The 3,254-nt window shown below is 69.5% G+C and carries 2 protein-coding genes; one reads left to right on the forward strand and one right to left on the reverse strand.

What is annotated here, in order from left to right:
* Window positions 1–2,457, reverse strand: a 2,457-nt coding sequence (locus G6021_RS15635; protein ID WP_182641691.1) for an MMPL family transporter, incomplete at its 3' end; no start/stop codon positions are given.
* 201 nt (window positions 2,458–2,658) lie between these two features.
* Here G6021_RS15635 and G6021_RS15640 point away from each other — a divergent pair.
* Window positions 2,659–3,254 (forward strand): MBL fold metallo-hydrolase (locus G6021_RS15640; protein ID WP_182641693.1); only part of this gene is annotated, 596 nt, incomplete at its 3' end.

The following is a 3,254-nucleotide window of genomic DNA, read 5'->3' on the forward strand; positions in this document are numbered from 1 at the left end:
GTGCCGGCCCGCCCCCGGGGACTGCTCGGCGACGGTGTCGGCCGAGTGTCGGCCGCCGACGAGTGCCGATTCGCGGTGGGCGCCGCCGTCGGTGTCCTCGCCGTCCGTGGCGGTGCTCGTCCCCTGCTCGGCGGACTCCTCCGCGGTCTCCAGCGCCGACCCCTCGACGTCGACGGTGGGGAGGAGCCTGTCCAGCCACCGGGGCAGGCCCCAGGCCCGCTCGCCGAGGAGGAACATCACGGCCGGGATGATGGTCATGCGCACCACGAACGCGTCGAACAGCACGGCGATCGCCAGCGCGAAGCCCATCACCTTGATGAACTGCTCGTCGATCGTCATGAAGGCGGCGAAGACGCTGATCATGATCAACGCGGCGGCGGTGACGACGCGGGCCCCGTGTTTGAAGCCGTTGGCGACCGCGTTGTGTGCGGTCTTGCCGTGCACCCACCCCTCGCGCATCCTCGTGACCAGGAACACCTGGTAGTCCATCGCCAGACCGAACACGATGCCGATGAGCATGATCGGCAGGAAGCTGATGACGGGTTGCGGATCGGAGATGATCCCGCCCCAGCCCTCCTGCCAGATCGCCACGGTGATGCCGAAGGTCGCCGCGACCGAGAGGCCGAAGCCCAGCGCCGCGATCAGCGGCACCCAGATCGACCGGAACACCAGCATGAGCAGGATGAACGCGAGCGCCAGCACGATGGCGATGTACGGCAGCAGCACCTCGGTGAGTCGTTCGGAGATGTCCTCGTAGATCGGGGTGACGCCGGTGACGGAGTAGGTGCCCCCGGTCTCCTGTTCGAAGGCCGCGACCCCGGACCTGATCTCCGCGAGCACGTCCGCGGCCCGCTCGTCGGTCGCACCGTACTCGGGCGTGACGAGGAGCTGGGCGGCGTCACCCGACTCGTTGGTCTCGATGATCTGCGCGTTCTGCACTCCGTCGAGCGCCTGGATGTCCGCCGCGGCGGTGGCCCACGCGGCCGGACGCTCCTCCTCCGCGACATCGAGCGTGTCCACGAAGGCGATCATGGGGGCGTTGCGACCGGGGCCGAACGCCTCGTCGGTCATGTCGTAGGCCACGCGGTTCGGGGTGTCCGGGGCCATCGTGCCGTCGGACGGCATGGCCAGTCGCAGCTGCACGGCCGGCAGGGCCAGCAGGACGAGTAGCAGGACACCGGCGGTCGCGAAGAACACGGGACGGGCGCGGATGCGGCGCACCCACATCAGGCCCATCGTCGGCTTCTCGTCCTCCGGGTCGGGCGCCTTGACGCCCTTGACGCGGGCCGCGAAGAGCCTGGTCCCGACGGCACCGAGGATGGCGGGCAGCAGCGTGATGGCGACCAGGACCGCGATCGCGACGGTCGCCGCGGCGGACAGCGCCATCGCGGTGAGGAACGGGATGTTGATGATCGACAGGGCCGCGAGGGCGACGAGCACGGTGAGTCCGGCGAAGACGACGGCGGAGCCGGCCTTGCCGACCGCCAGCCCGGCGAGGTGCGCGCGCTGCCTGGCGTCGATGGCCTTGAGCTTCTCCGCGAGTTCGGCCGGTTCGAGGTCGTTCCCCCCGATGTGTTTGACCAGCTCGGTGCGGAACCGGGAGACGATGAACAGCGCGTAGTCGATGCCCACGGCGAGACCGATCATGGACGCCAGGGTCGGCGTCATGGTGTTGATCGTGTCCGTGAAGGCGGTGGCCGCGAAGATGCCCGCGATGCCGATCCCGACGCCGATGATCCCGGTGAGCAGCGGCATCCCCGCGGCGATCAGCGAACCGAAGGTGACGAGGAGGATCACCGCCGCCACCGCGATGCCGATGAGCTCGCCGATGGCGCTGATCTCGGACATCTGGAAGGCGTTCCCGGAGTACGCGATGGTCAGGTCGCCCTCGTGCCCGGCCACGACGTCCGCGAAGGCGTCGCGGTCCTCGGCGTCGATGTCCATGGTCGTCTCGGCCGCGAACAGGACCTGGACGGTGCCGGTCGTCTCGTCCCCGCTCAGCGGGCTCAGGGCCGCGATGTCGGCCTCGATCTGCTCCTGCGGGATCTCCTGGGCGGCCTTGGCCTCGGTCAGCTGCTGGGACAGCCCCTCGGCGGCGATCACCGGGTTGACGATCGCGTCGGTGTCGGCGAGGAAGTCCAGCTCCCGCACCTGTGCGAGGAATGCGTCGACGTCCTCCGTCACCGCCGGATCGGTGAGGGTGCTGCCCTCCGGGGCCCGGATGACCACTGTCCCCGTGGGGGCGTCGAGTTGGTCCCCCGCCCCGGCGAACCGCTCCTGCATCTCCTCCTGGGTCTCGATCGACTCCAGGCCCGGGATCGAGAAGGTGGTGCTGGTCTGCTGCGACATCGTGGCCGCGGCGGTGCCGACGCCGACGATCAACAGCATCCAGGCCGCGATGAACCGCCACCTGAACAGATAGGCGGACCGCCCGATGCGGTAGAGGAATGACGCCATGCGCTGGCTCCTGGTGCGTAGGTGCGGGAAGCGGAACCCTCGCAGTTTTGCACGGTCACTGCACCATTGCACAGCCCGTGCAACCAGTTGTGGCGAACGCCACCCTGACCGGACGGGCGGCCCGCCTTGTCGATACCCCCCGGGGTATGTACAGTCGTGGCACACCCCTCGCAGGGAACACCGACCGACAAGGAGAGCACCATGCTTCTCGAACGCATCTACGACGAGGACCTGGCCCAGGCCGGCTACTTCATCGGCTGCCAGGCCAAGGGCGAGGCCGTGGTGGTCGACGCCCGCCGCGACATCCGCGAGTACCTGGACCTGGCCGCGCGCCACGGCATGACCATCACCGCGGTCACCGAGACCCACATCCACGCCGACTACCTGTCCGGCACCCGCGAACTCGCGGCCGCCACCGGGGCGACCGTCTACGTCTCCGGCGAGGGCGGTGACGACTGGCAGTACCGCTTCGCCGCGGAGCGCCTGTACCACGGCGACCGGCTGACACTCGGCAACATCACCGTCGAGGCCGTGCACACCCCGGGCCACACGCCGGAGCACCTGTCGTTCCTCATCACCGACGGCGCGTTCGCCGATACCCCCGGGTACATGCTGACCGGCGACTTCGTCTTCTCCGGCGACCTCGGCCGGCCCGACCTGCTCGACGAGGCCGCGGGCGGGGTCGACACCCGTTTCGCCGGCGCCAAGCAGATCTTCCGGAGCCTGAAGGACTCGTTCGTCACGCTGCCGGACCACGTCCAGGTCTTCCCGGGCCACGGCTCGGGCAGCGCCTGCGG

Source organism: Dietzia sp. CW19 (assembly GCF_014145265.1).
Classification (GTDB): Bacteria; Actinomycetota; Actinomycetes; order Mycobacteriales; family Mycobacteriaceae; genus Dietzia; species Dietzia natronolimnaea.